The following is a 17,742-nucleotide window of genomic DNA, read 5'->3' on the forward strand; positions in this document are numbered from 1 at the left end:
CGCGCTATGGATCCTGGCAGGCGCCGTTGCCGGGTCGCCGAGCAGGAGAAGGACATCGCGTTCCTGAAAAAAGTACTCATGCGCCCGCCCAGGCGGGCCCACCCGATGAGATGAGAATCCGCGCCCGGTTGCGTTCGGTGGTGTTGCGGCGGTGTGTCGCGCGGGTTGATGCAGGTGGCGGTGACTGCCGGGCTGACGCCGACGTCGCTTGGTGCCCGTGAGCCCGGAAAAAAGTATGGCGCGGAGGGTTGTGGGCACCCGGTTGTGCTGCCGGTGAGCGCGAACTTCAGACTCCTTAGATCGACGACCTTCTTCCGGCAGTCACCCTGTCCTGGGTGGGTGCGAGTGGGAGGTTGGTAGTGGATGAGGTGGTGCAGTATTGCGCGGGTCTGGACGTGCATCGCGACACAGTCGTTGCGACCGTGCGGTTTCCGCGGGGAAGTCAACGTGGCAGTGAGACAAGGACGTTCGGCACCGATACCGGCGAACTCATCGCCGTGGACGACCGGCTCATTGCGCATGAGGTTATCCGCGTGGGGCTGGAATCAACTGGGGTGTATTGGAAGCCGGTGGTGCGCCACGAGGCGCTCGAGATCGAGTGGGGGTGAAAGACCCGCGCTGCTGGTCAGTCGCAGCTGGCCGGTGAAGCTGGGAGGCAGTCTGATCCGGGGAACGCCGGGGAAGGCGGGAGCAGCCTCCGACAAAGTACGGGACGGGTTGGCACTGTCAGATAGCCCGGGTCCGGCAAGCAGTGATGAGAAGGCGTACGTGAGGAACCGCTGTCTGACGCTCCGTAAGTCCAGTGCTGGCTCAAACCTGACGGATATGGGCCGGTGTGCAGTGCGGGGCTGTCTCGTTTCGGCGGGGCGGCCTACTCCGAAGCCGGTTGCATCGGTCCGGTGGGGAGGTCACGGCGAAAGCCTGCGGCGTAGTCGTGGCGATGCTGTCGGAGTAAAGGCGGGCGCCTCCCTCATCGATCGATCTCTGGTGAACGTGGGAACCATCCGTGGTCGCCCTCCCGTCGGACATCCAGCCCGACGGTGGGCAGGTCCGTTGCCGACCGACGGCCGCGGGATGGGGCGGAGGCCTCGTAGTAGTCCGAGCGTGCGAGAGGCACGTGCATGGCGAAGGGGGCGAGCAAGTCGGCAGTGGAAGAACTGGAATATCAGGAGGTTTCGCCGGTGAATACCGACGAGCTGGAGTACGCCTTGTTCGAGGCGGAGCGCCGGGTACTGCAGATCCAGACCAAACTGCACCGTTGGGCCGGTGATGATCCTCATCGCAGGTTCGATGATCTGTTCAGTCCTTGTTGTCGATCCCGCGTTCCTTCTCATTGCGTGGGATCGGGTACGGGGTAACAAGGGTGCTCGGACAGCGGGGATCGACGGTCGTACTACGTCGTCCATCGCACAGTCCACGGGTGTCGAGAAGTTTCTCGACGAGCTGCGGGGTTCGCTGAAGGACCGCAGCTTCCGTCCACTTCCGGTGCGGGAGCGGATGATTCCCAAGGCGAGCGGCAAGTTGCGTCGTCTGGGAATCGCCACGATCACCGACCGGGTAGTGCAAGCATCGTTGAAACTGGTGTTGGAGCCGATTTTCGAGGCGGATTTCCTGCCGTGTTCCTACGGGTTCCGTCCGAACCGGCGGGCTCATGACGCGGTGGCCGAGGTGCGTTTCCTGGCGTCCCACTCCTATGAGTGGATCGTCGAGGGCGACATCAAAGCCTGCTTCGATGAGATCTCACATTCCGCCCTTCTGGATCGGGTGCGGGATCGTATCGGGGACAAGGGGGTCCTGGGCCTGGTCAAGGCGTTCCTCAAGGCGGGCATCCTCGGTGAGGACCGCGTCTTACGGGAGAACAACGCCGGCACCCCACAGGGGTCGATCCTCTCGCCGCTGCTCAGTAACGTGGCTCTCTCCGTCCTGGACGAGCACATCGCCCGTGGGTCGGGAGGCCCCGCTACCACGTCTTATCAACGGACGCGGCGACGGTCTGGAGGTCAGCCTAACTACAGATTGATCCGTTATGCAGACGATTGGTGCCTGATGATTTCGGGCACCCGGGCCGACGCCGAGAGGCTGCGGGAGGAGGCGGCGGCCGTCCTGTCCACGATGGGATTGCGGCTGTCGCCGGAGAAGACCCTGATCACCCACATCGACGACGGTCTCGACTTTTTGGGGTGGCGCATCCAGCGTCACCGCAAACGAGGCACCGATCGGCACTACGTCTACACCTACCCGGCACGAAAGTCTGTCAAGGCGGTGATCGGCAAGGTGAAGACGTTGTGCCGACGAATGGACACGGGCCAGCCGCTCGATGCCCTTCTCATCCGACTCAATTGGATGCTGCGGGGCTGGTGCGCCTACTTCCGGCCGGGGGTGTCGAGTGCGACCTTCAAATATGTCAGCGCCTATGCGTGGGCGCGGGTCATCAGATGGTTGCGCCGAAAACACCGCCGGATCACCGTGAAGGATCTGCGCCGCCGCTTCTGCGGTGGTGGCTGGTGGCCGGGCACGGAGGAAAGAACGCTGTTCAACCCGGCGAAGGTACGCACCACGCGGTACCGGTACCGGGGCACAGCGATTCCGACTCCCTGGCCCGCCACGGGATGAGTCGACACACCATGATTCCAGCGGGACTTGTGGAGCGCCCGTTGCGGTGAAAGTCACACGGCGGGTGCGGGAAGCGGTCCGAGGAAACGGGCCGGTCGAAAGACCGGAACCGCGCCTCGGGCCGACTTCACTTCTACCTGTTGGAGGACCGCATCGAGCAGGTGTGGCTGCTCAACGCCCAGCACCTCAAGAATGTGCCCGGCCGTAAAACGGATGTAGTCGATTCGGCGTGGATCGCGCAGCTGGTCGAACATGGGTAGGGTCGCCGGGTCGAGTCACCACCTATTCACACTTCAGCCTCGGCGTACTTTGCCGCCAGCCAACCGAAGTAGACCGGTTCGAGCTGATGGCCGCAGAGTGCGCGAACACCGCGATCACCCGAATGGCACGCCTGCTGCAGGTCTCGACCTCCAGGTCAACCACGGTCCGGACGGCATCGCGCCCGCTGCTCCGCTATCTCGGGCCGGGCACGACCCTGGTCAGCAGTCCGGCGGGCGAGCCGGTACTGCTCGGCTTTACCGGCCGCGTACTGTTCGCCGTCATCGTGCTCACGATTCGCGATGGCCTGGTGGTGAAGATCGAGGCGACGGCCCACCCGGCGGCGCGGTTGCGCGATGCCCGCACGAGCCAGGTGAGCAGCGCCCCGACTGCGATCGACGCGGCGACCCCGATCAGCGGGACGCCGCCGAACAATGGATACACCTGAAAGTGCGTCAGATACGTATAGAGCGAGGACTCGGCGATGACTCCCGCGCCCGCCGCGAGGGCGGTCGGGCAGCGGACGGCCGGCAACCAGATGAGCAGCGTCAGGCCGGCCATCACGAGCGCCTCGCGATGGGTGTTGCCGAAATAACCGTGAATGCCGACCAGGAGCGCAGCGGTCACCGCCGCGCGTTGCCTCCCGCACGACGCCTTGGTCGCAGCCCAGCCCGCCGCGAAGAACCAGAACGCAGTGAACGTGAACCACGTGTCCCGGCCCAGCCCGAAGCCGAGGATGTCGTAGCGCACGCCCAGCGCGCCGGCCAGCACGGCAACGGCCAGCGCGAACGGATAGCGCCGTTCGGCGCGGTCGACGATCGGTAACGCGCACAGCAGGGTCAACCCGATCAGGACGTAGACCAGCACTTCGACGAACCACAACCGGCCCGCTGTCATGCTGTCGTGCGGTCCGAGGATCTTGTTGGCCAGCAGCAGATTCGACAGGTGGTAGTCGTCGGTGATGATCAGCGCGACCGCGACCCACACGATCGACGGGATCGCGATCCACACGATCGTCGCCCGCAGATGGCGCATCCGCTCGGCGCGTGGCAGCGGGGTCAGGCAGAAGCGGCCGAAGTTGTAGCCGGCGATGCCGAGCAGGATGTGGGCGCCGCCCCACATCTCGAAGAGCCCGGCATGCGAGCCGACGATGAGCACGATCGCCACCGCGCGCAGCGCGACGCTGCTCTCCAGCGTTGCGGCCAGCCACCGCCGGGGCCGTTCGGCCCGCAGCCCGAGCTGCGCCAGTCGGTGCACGGGCGTCTTGTGCCAGTCCGGTGGAAGCCCACCGAGCGCACGCTCCAGCCGAACGGACATCGCCACGTACGACAACGACGACCCGCCCAGCCCGACGAAAGTGCTGTCCGGGCCGACCATTCCGGGCTCGAGATGCAGTACCTCGGCGAACAGGCCGGCCATGTCGGCGTGCTGGACGGGTTCGGGTGGCGGCGGGTCCACCAGTCTGGCGGCGGATCGCATCGCCGGGTAGTCCGGCTTACCGCAGGGCAGCAGCGGAGGTTCGGCGGCGGCGAACACGGCGACCGCGCCGACCGGAAGCCCGCTAGCTTCCGCGGCGAGACGGCGCACCGTGTGAGGATCATGCTGCCCGGCAGCGGGAATCGCGACCACCAGACGCTCGTCGTCATCGGTACACCAGCCCGACACGCCGCGCTCGGCCAGTGCGGATTCGGTGCGCTGCAGGTCGATCCGCAGCCCGTAGATCTTGACGAAGCGACTGCGGCGGCCGACGATCCGGTAGAGGCCGTTCGCGTCGCGGGTGGCGATATCACCAGTACGCACGGCGTCGACCGTGCGGCCCAGCGCCAGGTCCGCCGTCGAATGCGCGTAACCGAGCATGACGTTGGGCCCGTGATAAACCAGCTCGCCCACATCGGAGTCGGCGCGGCTTCCCGCGTGCTCCCAGCCGTCGATCCGATCCAGGGTGAAACTGCCACCCGGAATGGGGTGTCCGATCGAATCAGGATGGGACAGTGCCAGTTCGGGGGGCAGATAGGCCATCCGCGCGGTGGCCTCCGTCGCGCCGTACATCACGAAGAGGCGCCAGCCGCGGCGGGCGCCCAGCCGGGCGTACCGCTGCACATGGTGCGCGGCCAACCGGCCGCCCGCCTGGGTGACGTAGCGCAGGTGCGGTAAGTCCATGATGTCGAAGCCGACGTGGTCGAGCAGCTCGAAGGTATACGGCACACCGGCGAACCCGGTGCCGCGCAGCCGGGCGAACGACTCCCAGAAGTCGCGGTCCACCACCGATCTGTCGGTCAGGAGCAGTCCCGCGCCGGCCAGCAGGTGGCTGTGGATCACCGACAGCCCGTAGCAGTACGACATCTGCAACGTTGTTGCCGCCCGGTCATTTTCGCTGAGATCGAGATACTGCGCGATGGCACCGGCATTCGAGATGAGATTGCGTCTGGAGAGCCTGACCAGTTTCGGTGACCCGGTGCTGCCCGAGGTACTGAGCAACATCGCCAGATCGGGGTGCAGATCGTGACCGCCGCCACGGCGCCGCACCTGCACGGCCCCGCTCGCGGTGACGACGACGTCGGGGTCGTAGGCGTCGACCAGTTGGGCGGCGGGCCGGCCGGGGGTGGCGGGCAACACGACATGGCCACCCGCCAGCGCCCCGAGATACGGGACGAGGGTGGCGAGCTGGTTGCGCGTCTCCACGAGCACCAGCCGCCGGACGTCACCGAAGAGCGCCGACGCGGCCGCGACCCGGTCGGCCAGTACGGCGTAACTCAGTTCCTCGGTCTCCGTCGCCACTGCCAGGCGCCCGCCGTGGCCGGCTAGGATGTCGATGAGCCCGCTCATCGGCCCACCGGCTCGAAGACCACCGCGCGCCCGACCACCTTGATCCGCACCTTCGCGTGCACGCCGGGCGGGTCGATGCTGGTCTGCCGCGCGGTAATCGGCGCGCTGTCGCCGCCGAGGTCGATGGTGAGGAGAACGTCGGCGCCGAGGAACTCGGCCGCAACGACGGTGCCGATACCGGTGCGCTGTTCGCCCTCGGGATCGCCGTCCGAAATCACCTTCGCGGCAAGCTGTTCGGGCCGCAGCATGATCGTCGCCGGACCGTCCGCGCGCGCCGCGGCGGCGTGTGCGACCGGAATGCGGCCGAGCGCGCAATCGGCAACGCCGCCAGCCACCCAGGCAGCCAAGAACACGCAGCCGCCGAGGAACTCGGCGGTGAACCGGTCGCGGGGTGCGGAGTACACCTGCATCGGCGGACCTACCTGGGTAAATCGGCCGGCACGCATGACGGCCACTTGATCCGCGACCGAGAGCGCCTCCTCCTGGTCGTGGGTGACCAACACCGTCGTCACGCCCGCGTCGGTCAGTGCGGCCGCCACCGCCCTGCGGGTGGCCGCGCGCAGCCCGGTGTCGAGCGAGCTGAACGGTTCGTCGAGCAGCATCAGCACCGGGCGCCGGGCCAGTGCCCGCGCCAGTGCGACCCGTTGCTGTTGACCGCCGGACAACTCATCCGGGCGCCGCGGCGTTAGGGAGCGGTCCAGCGACACGGTGTCGAGAAGTTCCGCAACCCGCTGCCGCACCCGCGGGGTCCGCAGACCGCCACGCAGGCCGTAGGCGATGTTCTGTCCGACGGTCAGGTGCGGGAACAGCGCGCCGTCCTGCGCGACGTAGCCGATACCGCGGCGGTGCGCGGCGACGGCGGCGTCCGGACTCGCCATCAGTCGATCCGCGATCGACACCGTGCCCGCATCGGGCACCTCGAAGCCGGCGATCAACCGCAACAGTGTGGTCTTGCCGCACCCAGAGGCGCCGACCACTGCGGTGATACCCCCCGGCGCCACCGTGAGGTCGACACCGTCGAGCACGGTGTGGCCGGCGAAGGATTTCACCAGGCCACGCACGTGCAGCGCGCCGCTGTCCAGGGTTTCCGTCATGCCCCGGCCGCCTTCACTGACTGCCGCAGCAGCACGAGCGTCACCGGTAACGCCAGCACGATCATCACCAGGGCATACGGCGCCGCCGCCGCGTAGTCCAACTCGCTGCTCAGCGACCAGAAGCGCATTGACAACGTGTTGGTGCCGGTCGGCGCGAGCAGCAGGGTCGCGGTCAATTCCGTTGCCACCGCGACGAATACCATCGCCATACCCGACGCGACGGCGGGCGCCGTCAGCCGCAGCGTCACCCTCGCGAACGTGCCCGTCGGCGTGACGCCCAACGACCGCGACGCCTCCTCCAGACCAGGGGGGACCTGTGCGAGTCCGGCCCGGACGCTGACCAGCGCGCGCGGCAGAAACATCAGCACGTACGCGCAGAGCACCAGCACGAGGGTCTGATAGAGCGGCCGCGCCAACCGGATCGTCACCGTGACCAACGCCAGCGCCGTCACGATGCCCGGCAGTGCACTGGTGACGAAGTTGGCGCCTTCCACCAGCCTGGCCAGCGCGCCCGTCGTCCGCACCGTAACCCAGGCGATCGGGAATGCCAGCACCGTCGTCCCCACGGCCGCGACGGCCGCCAGCCCAAAGGTCTGCGCCAGCGCCATGCCCATATCGGCCGCCGCCCACACCTGGACTCCGCCGATCCACAGCCAGCGCAGGACGGTCCAGACCGGCACCCCCAGTGCCAGCACGGCGAACACGCCGAGGCCGAGCACCGCCGCAGATCGATTGCGCCGCAATGGAATAGGCCTAGCAGGCCGCGGCGCTCCCGAACCGACCCTGGCGAATCGGGCCCGGCCGCGAGCACTCGCCTCGGCGAGCAGCAGCACCAGGCAGCACAGCACAAGGACTCCGGCCAGCATGCTGCCTGCCGCTCCGTCGAAGGTGGCCTGGAACTGCTGGAAGATCGCGGTGGTGAAGGTGTCGAAGCGCACCATGGCGAACGCGCCGTACTCCGCCAGTAGGTGCACGCCGATCAACAGCGCACCGCCGAGGATCGCCAGCCGCAGCTGCGGCAACACCGCACGGAAGAACGCACCGGCGGTGCCGGAGCCGAGCGCCCGCGCGGACTCTTCGATCGCCGGGTCGAGGCGGCGCAGCGTGGCGGTCACCGGCAGATAGATGAACGGGAAGTACGACAGCGTCGCGACGAGCACGCCCGCGCCCAGACCGTGCAGGGTAGGGAGCACGCTGACCCACGCGTAACTGTTGACGAACGCGGGCACCGCCAGTGGCGCCACGAACAGCGGCCGCCACCAGCGCCCACCCGGCACATCGGTGCGCTCGACCAGCCACGCCGCGCCGACGCCGAGCACGGCGCACAACGGCACCGTGATCGCCACCAGTGCGGCGGTGTTCAACAGCAGTTCGCCGATGCGCGGACGGAGCAGCAGCGTGTAGGCCCTGGTCCAGCCGGTCGAGGCCACCGCGACTGCGATGTAGCCGAGCGGGATGAGGGTCAGTGCCACCAATGCGGTCACCGTGACCGCCACCAGTGGCCCGGGGCGCCGCGTCGATCCGCTGCCCGCCGACCGCGTCAGTAACTCCGCCGAGGCGACCACTTAGAGCAGCCCCGCCTTCGTCATCAGGTCGGCGACCTTCGCCGAGTCCAGGTCCGACGGGTTCACCGCCGGTGCCTGCAGTTGGTCGAGCGGCGCCAACGCCGCGTTCGCCGGCACCCCGCTGCCGACCGGATACTCGAACGACGTGCCGTTCTGCAGCACCTCCTGGCCGGCCTTGCTGGTCACGAACCGCAGGAACTGCTGGGCCTGCTGCTGCTTCTTGCTCGACTTCAGCACCCCGCCGCCGGAGAGGCTGACGTAGGCGCCGGGGTCCTGGTTGCGGAAGTAGTGCAGGGCGGTGTTCGCGCTGATGTCGCGGGTCTTGGCCTGGTCGCGGAACCAGTAGTAGTGGTAGATGATCCCGCCGGCGACCTGGCCCTCGTTGACCGCTTTGAGGGTGGCGATGTTGTCCGAGTACGTGACCGCGTTCGTCTTCATTCCGGCCAGCCACTGCGCGGTCGCGGCCTCACCCTTGAGCGCCAGGAGCGCGGCGACGATGGCCTGAAAGTCCGCCTTGACCGGCGGGGCGCCCCAGCGGCCCTTCCAGGCCGGATCCTGCAGGTCCATCAGCGATTTCGGGAGCTGCTCGACGGGCAATTTGTCCTTGTTGTAGACGAACACCGTGGTCCGGGCGGCCACTCCCGTCCACTTGCCGTTGGCGGGGCGGTACTGCGCGGGCACCTGTGCGACGGTCTCGGCGTCGATGTCGGCGAACAGCCCGGCACGTTCGACGGCAGCCATCGCCGGTGAGTTCTCGGTCAGGAAGACGTCGGCGGGCGAGGCGTCGCCCTCGGCGATGATCTGGTTGCCCAGGTCGGTGTCGCCACCCTGCCGGTACTTCACCTTGACGCCGGACTCCTTGGTGAACGCATCGATCCACTCTTTGGTCAGCGACTCATGCTGGGCGTTGTACACCAGCAGCTCGTCGCCGCCGTCGGAGCTCGAACACGCCGTCACACCACCGGCCACCGATACGACGGCCACGACGACGGTCGCGATCGCTCTGCCCGCGAATCTGTCCCACAGAGCTCGCATGCGTGGTCCCTTCCGCGCCGCACCCGACACTATTAGCTGAGGTTTACCTAATAGACCCTACCGGGTGAGGTTAGGCTGACTTACCTGGATCTGGGATGGGTACGCCCGCTTGTCGCGTTGCGATCTCCCCGACACGATGTCCCCCGGTGAACGAAGTCGACCCGCATCGTCCAACGCCAGCCTCGCCCACGCCGGCCGCGCCCGCGCGCCGGCTGCGCCGGATGCCGGGCGCGATCCACACGAAGGCAACCGCGTCGCCAGCCCGCGGGAGCTGCTGTTCGACCTGGCCTTAGCCGTCGCCTTCGGCGTGGCCGCGTCGGAATTCGCACACCTGCTCAGCCAGCACCACATCGGCGCGGCACTGGCCGGCTACACGTTCTCGGCGTTCGCGATCTGCTGGGCCTGGATCAACTTCACCTACTTTCGCCTCGGCATACGACACCGACGATGGGGGTGTACCGGCTCTCACGACGATGCTGCAGATGGTCGGCGTCATCATCCTGGCTGGCGCTGCGATGATGGCTGAGAGGGTGATCATCGCGATCACGAACAGCCCGGCCAGGTCTTCGGCACGGCCGTAGCCGTAGGTGTAGAGCCGGGTGGCGGCCTTGGTGCCCAGCGCGATCGCAATCCACAGCGGGATCGCGGTCAGTGCCTCGGAGAAGTTGTGGATGGTGTCGGCCAACAGGGCGACCGACCCGGAGATCACGTCGATCACCAACTGGGCGATCGACGTCGCTCCCAAGGCGAGGAGGCTGATCTTGACCGCGTGGATTCTGTGATTCATCTGATGAAAATGGCGTACATACTTACGGATAACCACTGATATCCATCGGTAGTACGGCACGTCGGCGTCGCGTCCGAAAGGCGATGTAAAAGCACAGCCCGGTTCGTCGCCTCGCCGTCGGGCCGGACCCCACCACCGAGCAGCTCTAGAACGGATAGCAAACGCTGATCTGTGGTCGGTGCTTGGTCGGTGAATCCGCGACACGACTTGGTTTCGGATGGTGTCGAATGACGTTAAATCGCCAGCTCAGAACACCTTTCGAGACCACGGCTAGGAGGGCTTGCAGGCTCTCCTTGACCCCGCCGCCGGTGTCGGTGCGCACCAGCACCCGGGCGCGTGCGTCTTCGGGCAGCTGGGCCAGGGCGGCGTCGAGCACCGCGATGTGATCAGCAGCGCTGTTGGACCCCGCTGAGCCCGGTCGCAGCATCGCCGCCAACGCCTCGCCGGACCCCTGCTCGCCGCGATCGCAGAACGCCAGCATCGGATGAAACCCGAACCCATATTTGAACGTCGGCGCCGCGCCTTCCTGATCGCTGTGCGCTGACCAGGGTGGCATCCAGATCGAGGATCACCTGAATGTCGACCTCACCGGCCAGCGGACGCCGACGCGCCCCCACACCCGCCGGCGGGCCTGGGCTCGGGCCGCCCGGATCGCGCCAAGGGCGGCATCGATGTCGGCGGCCAACGTGGTGATCAGCCGCGACACCGTGGCATCGGAGGCCACCTGCCCGAACAGGTCGGGCTGAGCGCGCACCACCGCGATATCGGCGGCGCGGTCACCCGCGAGGGCGACCGCGATCGCCAGATCGGCCAGCACCTTGCCCGGGTCATGAACCGCACGATCCGCCCGGCACGGCATTAACGCCGCTGAGAGCGCTTTGTCCAGTCCTGAGCAGCGCAAGCGTCTGCCTCACTAACAGCCCTCCCGCCGAGGACATCAACGACTCGCGGGCCGAATCGACCACCACAGAACAAACCGCGCTACGCTTCACCTACGGAGTGCCTTCCCACTTGAAGAAATATGGACCTTCGACGAGCCTAGTTTCTCAAGCAGGACAGGCACTTCCGTGCATTACAGGCCGCGTCAGCGAAGCCGTTTCACGAAAGACCGAGGCTAGGTGCTCTCCGAGGCGGTCATGTCGTCCATTAGCTCCGCCGCAGCTCTCATAGCGGCCTTAAGGATCAGCCGCTCGGGGATCGCCTCGAAAGCGGTGCGGTCGATCTCAACCGTCCGCCGGGGCGGACAGCACTCGAAGCGTACTCGCGGGACGGGTTGGCAGTACCCAGTGCCGCTCGGTACGCCGCGGCTCGCCGGAGCGCCAGTTCTTCAAAAACGTTCCGCGCCAACGGGATCGCCGATGCGCCAAGGGTGAAAGCCCTGATGGTCGAGACGATGTTCAGAGCGGCCAATCCGTCGGTGGGCCAGGTCGTCGGCGTGGCCGCGCGGCTACGAACTGCAGAACGGTTATAGCGCCCTGTGCGCAGCCGCCGCAGACGACGCCGCGCCGCACTCGCCCGCTGCCCGGATCCGCCTGACCCTCTTGTTCATGGCCTTGCGCATGACGTGCCGGTACAGCCATCCCTTGATGCCGCGGGCGTTGACACCGTGCGCGCGGTAGAAGGTGTCGGGATCGTCGAAGACGCCGAAGTCTTCGTTGACGCCTGTTGCTTGGATGCGGGTGTCTGTTCCTGCCCACTGGATCGGTGGGTTGGCGAGGTCGTCGGTGCCGACGCCGTAGCCCAGGAACGGGCCGCCATCCCCGCAGATGCTTGTCCGGATCCCGTCGAGGTAGGCGTCGTCGAGGATGACGCCCTCGAGCCCGACCCAGCGGCCGTCGACGCACACCTCGGCCCAGCTGTGGATGATGCTGTTCGGCGCGAGCCGGTACAGCAAACCGATCATCACCCCGTGCTGGAGGCTCTTGTCGAGGGTCGCGCCGTGAAACCGGCACCCGATGCCGCCGGCTCGCAGCAGCGCCATCAACAGGGTCGTCTTGGTGTTGCACTGGCCATAACCGTCGGCCAACACCGCCGACGCCGGGAGGTCGTCGGACGCGTTGTACCCGAACGGCATCTCGTCTCGGACGAAGTCATAGATCGCGCCGATCCGCTCGCGTTCGGGAAGCTCCATCCAGGATCGCTCCCTCAGAAGGGCTTTCAGGCTCGGATGACCGATATCGAGCAACGGCGTCGCTCTCAGATAGCGATCCTCCATGCCACGCAGATTACGCCGCGGCGCCAGTCGCAGACAGGGCCGATAGTCACGACCATTGGGCCATAATGTCTGCCGACCTAAGCAGAATCGAACGCCGTGAAGATGCAGACGCGGGCTTGTTCAGGTGCGTGCAACGCGGTGCTGTTGAGTTTCGGGTTTCATATGTGGACGGCGTTGCGATGATTGTGCTTCGCTGCCAGGGGTACAGCGGCAGGAACAACCGTGACTTCCACCAAATCATCATTGTATTCGCTCATGCGCATGTATTAATGTCTGCGGTATTCGCCGGGACATTCGGGCTCGCTGGTTTCGGTCGGTGGCGGTCGTGGGGTCGTCCTGGGTGGTGAGGAGGTTTCGGGCGTGGGTCACGAGGATGGGCACGGCCATGCTCACGGCCATGGGGTGTCGGCGGTGGCTGATCGGCGGTGGCTGGGCATCGCTTTGGTGTTGATTGTCGGGTTCATGGCCGTCGAAGTGGTCGTGGGTGTGGCGGCGCATTCGCTGGCGTTGATTTCCGACGCGGGTCATATGCTCACCGATGCGGCGTCGATTGCGTTGGCGTTGGTGGCGATCCGGGTCGCCGCCCGCCCGGCGGTGGGCTTGTATACCTATGGTTTCAAGCGGGTGGAGATTCTCTCTGCGCAGGCCAACGGGATCACGTTGTTGCTGCTGGCGGTTTGGTTCGTGTATGAGTCGGTGCGCCGTTTGATCGAGCCGCCGGCGGTGTCGGGACCGTTGGTGTTGATCACCGCGCTGGTCGGGATCGCGGTGAACATCGCCGCGGCGTGGAGCATCAGCCGGGCCAACCGCACCAGCCTCAACGTTGAGGGAGCATTCCAGCACATCCTCAACGATTTGTATGCGTTTATCGGGACGGCGATCGCTGGTGCGGTGGTGTGGGCCACGGGGTTTGCCCGGGCGGATGCGCTCGCCGCGCTGCTGGTGGCGGTGTTGATGGCGCGCGCGGGGTGGGGTCTGATCCGCGAGTCCGGCCGGATCTTTTTGGAGGCGGCCCCCGCTCACGCCGACCCGGCCATGATCGGGCCGCGCATCGCCGCGATACCCCAGATCGTCGAGGTGCATGATCTGCACGTCTGGCAGATCACCTCGGGTGAACTGTCGCTGTCGGCGCACGTCCTGGTCGGAGCCGGTGTCGACTGCCACGCCGCGCGCAGCGAGATCGAATCGGTCCTGCACACCGAATACCACCTTGACCACACCACCCTGCAGGTCGACCACGCCGGCGACAACCACGGGGGGCAGGGTCACGACGAGCACTGCGTCGAATCGCACGGACCCGTTCACCGGTCGGCAGAATAGCGCCGCTGATCAGGCAGTGTTGTCGATGCCGGGAGGGACATATATGGCCGTAGCAGCTTGGTCACGATCAATGCGTGCACGGTGCGCAAGGCTGTCGGCGAGTCAGCAACGCCGGGTACACGATCGTGTTCGTCCGCCTTCCCGGCAGCTGGTGTTCGCGTCTCCGCGGTGGGAACGACGCGAGCGCCCGCCAGCTGGTATCACGAATGTGGCAACACGCATCGCCTGCATCGTCCACCGTCAATCGAATTGAGGCGCCATGGCCACCATTGTCGTTGGAATCGACGGCTCCCCCGCGTCGGTGAAGGCGTTGCGCTGGGCAGTGGAGGAGGCGCGGCTGCGCGGCGCGACGGTGCGGGCCGTCTACGCCTGGTCGTTCCCGTTCCGCGACGGCGAGATCGCCCACCTCGCCGCCGAAGCCGCCCATGACGCGTTGCAGCAGGAGGCCGAACAGTCGGCCCAGAACGCGGTCCGCCAGGCTCTGGGAGCCGATGCGGATGCCATCGAATGCGTCGTCACCGAGGATTCCCCCGCCCAGGCGCTGACCCAGGCCGCCCGTGACGCCGATCTCCTCGTGGTCGGCTCCCGTGGCCGCGGCGGTTTCGCCGGGCTGCTGCTGGGCTCGGTGAGCTCCCAATGCGCCCAGCATGCCCCGTGCCCGGTCGTGATCGTTCGTCCCTAGATGTAGTGCGTGTGACGGCGATTCGGCACTGGCGCGGAAGCTTCGGGCTCGCCAACATTGCACCTGGTGAACATCGCGATGTGGTGAGTGGATGGGTGGACGTGACTGCCGAGGTTGAGCTCGACCTGCCGATAGTGCTGCCCGACGCTCTGGACCGGCGTGATTTGTGCGTCGGCCGGCTCATCGACACACTGACCGGCGCGCCAGGCTTGGACCGGGTGCACGTGGTCGAGGCGAGCGAGTCCTCGCCGGCGCGGCTGTGCATGCACTACGACCCCGACGCGGTCAGCGTCGCCAAGATTCGCGACCTGGCCGAGTCGACGGGGGTGTTGCTGACCGAGCAGTTCGGTCATGTGTTGTGGACCGTGTCGGGTGTCAGCCATATCCGGCGGGCCCGAACGGTGGCCGATGCCCTGCGGGGTCTACACGGTGTCGTTGAGGCCGAAGTGACCCCGGGGTTGGTGCGCGTCGAGTTCGACGGAACACGAATCGAGGAGGCCACGATCCGGGGTGCGCTCGCCGGGATGGGTGTGCGTGAGGCCGATCACGATCAGGCAGGTGCGCGGCCCGGCACGGGTCTGTTCGGCGAGCGCACCGAACTGGTGTTCGCGATCGCCTCCGTCGTGGTGTGGACCATCGGTTTTGTGCTCCAGGTGAGCGCGTCGGACAGCGAGGTGACGTGGCTGTTTGTTGTCGCGGGGATCCTGGGTGGCTTCTTCACGATCCGCGAGGCGTACCAGGGCGTACGCAACCGCCGGTTCGAGATCGACCAGTTGATGCTGGTTGCGGCGGGCGGCGCGGTCGTGCTGGGCAAGGTCGAGGAAGGCGCGCTGCTGTTGGCTCTGTTCAGCATCGGCCACGCACTTGAGGGCTACGCGATGGGCCGCGCTCGGCGTGCCGTGGCGGCGCTGGCCCAGCTTGCCCCCAGCAGCGCCGTCGTCCGCGACGGCGATCGTGAGCGCACGGTCGGCGTCGCGGAGCTGCGGGTCGGCGACGTTGTGGTGGTCAAGCCCAACGAGCGGATCGCGGCTGACGGATTCGTGCTCGCCGGCACCAGCAGCGTGGACCAGGCGCCGTTGACCGGCGAAAGCATCCCGGTCGACAAGCGTCCGGTCGCCGATGCCGCCGTCGCCGCGGGGGAACCCGAGCGGGTGCCCGCGTCATCGCGGCTGTTCGCCGGGACGATCAACGGCAGCGGTCAGCTTGACCTGCAGGTCACTCGACCCTCGTCGCAGTCGACATTGTCGAAGCTGGCCGCGATGGTTGCCGAGGCCAACACGCAGGCGTCGCCGACCCAACGGTTCACCGACCGTTTCGAGCGCGTCTTCGTGCCCGCCGTACTCACTCTCGTCGGTGTCGTACTTCTTGCCGGTCCTCTGGTGGGCTCGGCGTGGCAGGAGTCGTTGTATCGGGCGATGGCCGTGCTGGTCGCCGCGAGTCCCTGCGCGCTGGCCATCGCCACGCCCAGCGCGGTACTGGCCGCCGTCGCCAGCGCGGGCCGGCTCGGTGTGCTGATCAAAGGAGGCGGCCCGCTGGAAAACCTGGGGACGGTGACGGCCATGGCGTTCGACAAAACCGGCACCCTCACCGAGGGCCGTCCGCGGCTCACCGATGTCGTGGCGGCCCCCGGCGTCGACCCGCAGGAGCTGCTGGCGGTGGCCGTCGCCGTGGAGTCGCTCAGCGACCATCCGCTGGCCGCAGCAATCGTGCGTGACGCTGCAGAGCGGCTCACCGCGGCAGCGTTGCCCTCGGCGGCCGGTGTCACCTCGCTCACCGGCCGCGGGGTGCAGGCCACCGTCAACGGCGCCCCGGTGCTCATCGGCAACACCGCCCTCTTCGCGGCCGACGGTGGTGTTGATCCGGCGGTCGCGGCGACCGTGGACGCGCTGCGGTTGCGCGGGCGCACCACCATGATCGTCAAACGCGATGACCGCTTCCTCGGCGTCCTCGGTCTCATGGACCGGCCCCGCCCACAAGCGGCGGACGCCCTCACCGAACTCCGGTCGATGGGCGTGCGCCGAACCGTCATGCTCTCCGGCGACCACCAACTCGTCGCGGACTCGATCGCGCGCGAGGTGGGCCTGACCGAGGCGTGGGGCGATCTGCTGCCCGCCGACAAGGTCACCGCGATCGAACGGTTGCGCTACGAAGAAGGCAAGGTCGCCATGGTCGGTGACGGCGTCAACGATGCACCCGCGCTCGCGCACGCCACCGTGGGCATTGCGATGGGGGCCGCTGGCTCCGATGTCGCCCTCGAAACCGCCGACGTCGCCCTGATGAGCGATGATCTCGCCAGACTCCCCGTCGTGATGGCCCTCAGCCGCAAGGCCAGCGCCGTCATCCGCCAAAACCTCTACATCAGCCTGGGGATGGTGGGCTTCTTGATCCCTGCCACCCTGATCGGTTTCCTCGGTATCGGCCCCGCGGTCGTCTTCCACGAGGGCTCCACACTCATTGTGGTGGCCAACGCGCTGCGCTTGCTGGCCTATCGCGAACGCCCCCACCGCGCGCCCCAGCCGCCGCCAACCGGGTACGCGCCCCCATGATGAACGACCCATATTTTCAGTCCAGCAACCTCGCAGCACCCTGGATGGGGATCACGACAGTTCACCGCTCAATTCCGACAAGGTCACCGGTGCGACTGCCAACGACACGTCGACGCTCACTGGTGCAGTGTGTCGGTCGGTGGAGTTAGAAGACCCCGCGATCTTGATACCACCGGGGGTATGATGATTCGTATCGTACACATACCCCTTGGGGGTAAAAGCAAGTCCCGGGAAAGCAAGTAAAAGCCGCCTCCAACTGGTCGTCGCGATAGCCTCGGCGCCCCTTCGGCATGGTCAATGTCGAGTGGCGGTGGTTGCGTCGCAGGCCGAGCACGTGTCGATCACGGTTATGTGAGGGTGCGCGTCGTCGGGAAGCGGAAGCCCTCATTTGCCGCAGCCTGTCGGTATGGCCGATGCCTCGAACGTGCGGCACGACACCATCGTGGTGCCCGACACGATGAGCCCGGCCCAAGTAAGGTCGCTGGCGGAGCAGAAGGCTCAGGCTCAAGTCGGCGACGATGACATAGTCGTTTTTTTGCATCTCCACGGATCACGGCCGGTCGGCGGTGAGCATGGCACCGAGGTTGAGTGGCGTTATAGCTACCAGGTGATACCGCCTGGCGGCCCCACTGCTGATACGGCCGGCTGACCGGAGCGGCGCTGCGTCGCGGAGCGTGGTGTCGCCTCTGCCGCTATTGCGCTTCACTGCCGAATACGGCGAGATCGAATATGGCGGGTTACCGGTAAATCTCGACGTATGGCTCAGCGCCCCAACTGTTTTGTGCCGCCGTGTCCGGTCGG

12 protein-coding genes and 4 pseudogenes are annotated in these 17,742 nt (G+C 66.9%); 8 read left to right on the forward strand and 8 right to left on the reverse strand.

Annotation, left to right across the window (positions count from 1 at the left end; translation table 11 throughout):
• Positions 1-359: 359 nt before the first annotated feature.
• Together Y900_RS32525 and ltrA are read left to right on the forward strand one after the other, a co-directional pair.
• Entirely contained in the window at positions 360-608 is a 249-nt protein-coding gene (locus Y900_RS32525) for a hypothetical protein (protein WP_157838282.1), read from the forward strand.
• A 661-nt stretch (positions 609-1,269) separates the two neighbouring features.
• Positions 1,270-2,613 carry a group II intron reverse transcriptase/maturase gene (ltrA, locus tag Y900_RS26710; protein WP_337588796.1) on the forward strand — a complete coding sequence of 448 codons (1,344 nt, stop codon included), beginning with the start codon at positions 1,270-1,272 and terminating at the stop codon, positions 2,611-2,613.
• Positions 2,614-2,666: 53 nt separating this feature from the next.
• Here the strand turns inward: ltrA and Y900_RS33775 are convergent, their stop codons facing one another.
• Positions 2,667-2,867: a hypothetical protein gene (locus tag Y900_RS33775; protein WP_157838283.1), complete on the reverse strand. Its 201-nt coding sequence runs from the start codon at positions 2,865-2,867 to the stop codon at positions 2,667-2,669.
• A 191-nt stretch (positions 2,868-3,058) separates the two neighbouring features.
• Between Y900_RS33775 and Y900_RS33610 the strand changes: the two are divergent.
• A pseudogene (locus Y900_RS33610) lies at positions 3,059-3,226 on the forward strand (RNA polymerase sigma factor SigI); the annotation flags it as partial.
• Here the strand turns inward: Y900_RS33610 and Y900_RS26720 are convergent.
• The 4 genes and pseudogenes from Y900_RS26720 to Y900_RS26735 form a co-directional block, all read right to left on the reverse strand.
• A pseudogene (locus Y900_RS26720) lies at positions 3,217-5,697 on the reverse strand (AMP-binding protein); the annotation flags it as partial. The pseudogenes Y900_RS33610 and Y900_RS26720 sit on opposite strands and share 10 nt — an antisense overlap.
• Positions 5,694-6,791 carry an ABC transporter ATP-binding protein gene (locus tag Y900_RS26725; protein ID WP_036348225.1) on the reverse strand — a complete coding sequence of 366 codons (1,098 nt, stop codon included), beginning with the start codon at positions 6,789-6,791 and terminating at the stop codon, positions 5,694-5,696. The gene Y900_RS26725 and the pseudogene Y900_RS26720, both read right to left, overlap by 4 nt.
• A complete protein-coding gene (locus Y900_RS26730) occupies positions 6,788-8,356 on the reverse strand; it encodes an ABC transporter permease (RefSeq protein ID WP_036348227.1) in 1,569 nt (522 codons plus the stop codon). The genes Y900_RS26725 and Y900_RS26730 overlap by 4 nt, the downstream gene beginning before the upstream one ends.
• Positions 8,357-9,391 (reverse strand): iron ABC transporter substrate-binding protein, encoded by a 1,035-nt coding sequence (locus Y900_RS26735; protein ID WP_036348230.1) that lies wholly within the window; start codon positions 9,389-9,391, stop codon positions 8,357-8,359. It lies immediately after the preceding gene.
• A 136-nt stretch (positions 9,392-9,527) separates the two neighbouring features.
• On the opposite strand from Y900_RS26735, the gene Y900_RS33780 reads away from it, so the two are divergent.
• Positions 9,528-9,917, forward strand: coding sequence for a low temperature requirement protein A (locus Y900_RS33780; RefSeq protein WP_420329843.1), 390 nt, complete (start codon positions 9,528-9,530; stop codon positions 9,915-9,917).
• Here the strand turns inward: Y900_RS33780 and Y900_RS31210 are convergent.
• The 3 genes and pseudogenes from Y900_RS31210 to Y900_RS26750 all read right to left on the reverse strand — a co-directional run.
• Positions 9,903-10,166: pseudogene (locus Y900_RS31210) on the reverse strand (cation efflux transmembrane domain-containing protein); the annotation flags it as partial. The gene Y900_RS33780 and the pseudogene Y900_RS31210 overlap by 15 nt on opposite strands.
• Before the next feature lie 301 nt (positions 10,167-10,467).
• Positions 10,468-11,116, reverse strand: a pseudogene (locus Y900_RS26745) (transposase); the annotation flags it as partial.
• 527 nt (positions 11,117-11,643) lie between these two features.
• On the reverse strand, positions 11,644-12,393 hold the full coding sequence (locus Y900_RS26750) for a transglutaminase-like domain-containing protein (RefSeq protein WP_051660488.1): 750 nt from the start codon (positions 12,391-12,393) through the stop codon (positions 11,644-11,646).
• A gap of 360 nt (positions 12,394-12,753) precedes the next feature.
• Between Y900_RS26750 and Y900_RS26755 the strand changes: the two genes are divergently transcribed.
• The 4 genes from Y900_RS26755 (at position 12,754) to Y900_RS26770 (ending at position 17,590) form a co-directional block, all read left to right on the forward strand.
• Positions 12,754-13,713, forward strand: a complete 960-nt coding sequence (locus Y900_RS26755) for a cation diffusion facilitator family transporter (RefSeq protein WP_272945578.1) — start codon at positions 12,754-12,756, stop codon at positions 13,711-13,713.
• A gap of 259 nt (positions 13,714-13,972) precedes the next feature.
• Positions 13,973-14,395: a universal stress protein gene (locus tag Y900_RS26760; protein WP_192827612.1), complete on the forward strand. Its 423-nt coding sequence runs from the start codon at positions 13,973-13,975 to the stop codon at positions 14,393-14,395.
• A 101-nt stretch (positions 14,396-14,496) separates the two neighbouring features.
• Positions 14,497-16,941 carry a heavy metal translocating P-type ATPase gene (locus Y900_RS26765; RefSeq protein ID WP_051660550.1) on the forward strand — a complete coding sequence of 815 codons (2,445 nt, stop codon included), beginning with the start codon at positions 14,497-14,499 and terminating at the stop codon, positions 16,939-16,941.
• Positions 16,942-17,347: 406 nt separating this feature from the next.
• Positions 17,348-17,590: a hypothetical protein gene (locus Y900_RS26770; RefSeq protein WP_036348240.1), complete on the forward strand. Its 243-nt coding sequence runs from the start codon at positions 17,348-17,350 to the stop codon at positions 17,588-17,590.
• Positions 17,591-17,742: the final 152 nt, after the last annotated feature.

The organism is Mycolicibacterium aromaticivorans JS19b1 = JCM 16368 (assembly GCF_000559085.1).
In the GTDB taxonomy this organism is placed as follows: Bacteria; Actinomycetota; Actinomycetes; order Mycobacteriales; family Mycobacteriaceae; genus Mycobacterium; species Mycobacterium aromaticivorans.

Coding starts and splice junctions, on each gene's coding strand:
- Y900_RS33775 (WP_157838283.1), bottom strand. CDS start 2,867: ATGTTCGACCAGCTGCGCGATCCACGCCGAATCGACTACATCCGTTTT.
- Y900_RS33780 (WP_420329843.1), top strand. CDS start 9,528: ATGTCCCCCGGTGAACGAAGTCGACCCGCATCGTCCAACGCCAGCCTC.
- Y900_RS26735 (WP_036348230.1), bottom strand. CDS start 9,391: ATGCGAGCTCTGTGGGACAGATTCGCGGGCAGAGCGATCGCGACCGTC.
- Y900_RS26770 (WP_036348240.1), top strand. CDS start 17,348: ATGGCCGATGCCTCGAACGTGCGGCACGACACCATCGTGGTGCCCGAC.
- Y900_RS26725 (WP_036348225.1), bottom strand. CDS start 6,791: ATGACGGAAACCCTGGACAGCGGCGCGCTGCACGTGCGTGGCCTGGTG.
- Y900_RS26750 (WP_051660488.1), bottom strand. CDS start 12,393: ATGGAGGATCGCTATCTGAGAGCGACGCCGTTGCTCGATATCGGTCAT.
- Y900_RS26760 (WP_192827612.1), top strand. CDS start 13,973: ATGGCCACCATTGTCGTTGGAATCGACGGCTCCCCCGCGTCGGTGAAG.
- ltrA (WP_337588796.1), top strand. CDS start 1,270: ATGATCCTCATCGCAGGTTCGATGATCTGTTCAGTCCTTGTTGTCGAT.